Here is a 2688-nt window from a genome sequence, read left to right as displayed (position 1 = left end):
CGTTTGAAGGATAAAAAAAGAATTGGGATTCAGCCCCAGGTTGAAACTTAATACGAGATCAAAGGGGTCAATTTTACTTTGCCATTTGAAAGGTAAAAGGGGTCAATTTTAGAATGCCGTTGACACCCCAAAGTGATTACTTAAAAGTGGAGAATAAAATGTCACAAGAATACGTTGAACAAGATCAGCGACAAAAATTATGGAAACTGATTAAAGACGTGCGTTTTACCATGATTAGCCATGTCACTGACAAGCAAGAAATTCATTCTCAACCTATGACCATGCTTAATTCTGATAAGATGAATGAGCATGAAAATATCTATTTTCTTATGAAAGAAAACAATGACCTTGTAGAGGCAGTCAATGCAGGTCGTAATCATCTTGGATTAGCATTCGCTAAACCTTCAGACGATATTTATGTATCAATTAGTGCTCATGGAGAAATCAGTACAGATGCGGCCCTAATCGATAAATTATGGAATCCTTGGGCAGAAAACTGGTTCGATGGCAAGACTGATCCTACTGTTCGCGTTTTGATAGCTAATGCTATTAGTGCAGAATTCTGGAATGTCAAAGACAATAAAGTCACCCATTTATTCAAAGTTTTGAAGGGCAATTTAACGGGTAAAACTCAAGAACTTGATACTGAACATAATACCCTGAACTTAAAATAAATGATTTTATTGATTCGAATGAATGCTTTAATTTTAGGTTAATTTGGATTGTCCCATAGTTAGTCAAGTGCATATATGATCTCGAATGAATGGTTTCACCAGCTCAAATATCAATTTCAAAAAGGCTGCATCAAGCAGCCTTTCTTGCGTATATAAATTGACTCAACTGACCTTTTGAATTAATTGCGCTTTGGCCACTTCTTGTTGCTTCAACAAATTACGTTGGATTTTTCCACTCGATGTTTTAGGCAACCCATCCACAAATTCAATTTCTTTTGGATAAGCATGCTTGGATAAACGAGATCGTACATAGGCTTGTAGTTTATCCATGAGTTCAGAACTTGCTTGATATTGTGGTTTCAATACCACAAAAGCTTTGACCAATTCAGTCCGCTCAGGATCAGGCTTACCAACAACTGCCGACTCTAAAACCTCTTCACATTCTAATAATGTGCTTTCCACATCGAAAGGCCCAACACGATAGCCTGACGTTGTAATGACATCGTCTGCACGACCTACAAAATCAATGCCGCCTTCTTCGTTTAAACGAACGGTATCACCGGTTAAATAGTAGTTCCCGACAAAGGCTTTACGGTTATTGCCACCATAGCCTGTGAACCACATGAGTGGAGATTGCGACCAGTCTAATGCCAATGTTCCAATGCCACCACGTTCAATTTCTTGATAGTCTTTATTAAGCACCGCGAAACGATGGCCCGGTATAGCAAAACCGGCTGAACCCACTTTTTTGTAGTGTTCTAAAGCATGATGATTTGCAATCACCATACCGAGTTCTGTTTGCCCATATTGGTCATAAATATTGACGTTTAAGTCGTGATTAAACCATTGAATCACTTCAGGCGTTAGCGGCTCACCTGCGCTACTCACAACCCGTAAATGTGATTTTATGGATGCGTCAAATTTTTCTTTGAAGCCAAAGAACATACGAAAAGCCGTTGGTGAACCAGTCAAATTACTGACTTTATATTTTTTGATGACTTGAAGTGCATGATCAACACTAAAAGCCCGTTCATCCATAATAATGCTGTGTCCTAAACTTAATGGCCCTGCAATTCCATAGTACAAACCATAAGCCCAACCCGGATCTGCCAAATTCCAAAATGAATCTTCATCACGCAAATCAACCGCATGTGTCATATACCCTTTAAATGCCAATAACGCTTTGTGTGGCACAGGTACAGACTTGGCTAAACCGGTCGTTCCCGATGTAAACATCATTAAAAATTCATCGTCAAATGAACGGGGAACTGAGTTAAATGTGGCGTCATGCAATTGCAACTCTGACCAAAAGTCAGGATCTGTTTGAATTGCTTGATCGGCATGCACGGTTAAAATATGTGGTAAATCAATATGATTGAGTTTTGATCGTTGCTCAGTGTTGGTTACAATCAGCTTTGTTCCCGCAGTTTGCACCCGATGTTCAATCGCTTTGGATTCAAATGCCGTAAACAACGGTTGATAAATTGCCCCTATACGCCATGTTGCCAATACGGTGATCAATAACTCTGCTGTGCGGGGTAATAGACCTGCAATGCAATCACCTGCTTTCAATCCAATGCGTTGATAATAATTTGCCAATTGTGCAGAAGATAAATCTAATTGCTCAAAAGTCCATTGCTCAGATTCACCATTCTTGCCTTCCCAAATCAGCGCAGTTCGATTTTGCCCAACATAGCGCCCACAACATTCATCATAAGCATTGATTGAACTTGGCGTACCGACCAATTGTTCTGCAACCATTTTTTCAAAATTAAAATCACGATATGCTTGTTCTAGTGTCTTCATGACGACAATTCCTATCCTGTTCTCTATGATTCAAAGTGCAAGACTTTGAGGTTTATTGATCTTGTTGTTGTACCGCTGCGTACTATAGCTAAATACCAAATAAATCATTACAGTAATCTTTAAATAATTTATCAATATCTTTAACTCTAAACTTAGTTCGAATCGCCTTGACTCGTGACCACATATTTTCTATTGGATTTAAATCTGG

General features: G+C 38.9%; 2 protein-coding genes. One reads left to right on the top strand and one right to left on the bottom strand.

The genetic code is table 11. The features are described from left to right. Nucleotides 1-158 precede the first annotated feature (158 nt). The gene (locus FTU38_RS16515; protein WP_180111882.1) at nucleotides 159-674 is read left to right on the top strand and encodes a pyridoxamine 5'-phosphate oxidase family protein; all 516 of its coding nucleotides are present in this window, start codon (nucleotides 159-161) and stop codon (nucleotides 672-674) included. Nucleotides 675-836: 162 nt separating this feature from the next. Here FTU38_RS16515 and FTU38_RS16510 read toward each other — a convergent pair whose 3' ends face one another. Further along, the gene (locus FTU38_RS16510; protein WP_180004949.1) at nucleotides 837-2480 is read right to left on the bottom strand and encodes an AMP-binding protein; all 1644 of its coding nucleotides are present in this window, start codon (nucleotides 2478-2480) and stop codon (nucleotides 837-839) included. Nucleotides 2481-2688: the final 208 nt, after the last annotated feature.

This window comes from Acinetobacter sp. YH12098 (assembly GCF_013419235.1).
In the GTDB taxonomy this organism is placed as follows: Bacteria; Pseudomonadota; Gammaproteobacteria; order Pseudomonadales; family Moraxellaceae; genus Acinetobacter; species Acinetobacter amyesii.
This window is presented reverse-complemented; position numbering and strand designations above follow the sequence as displayed.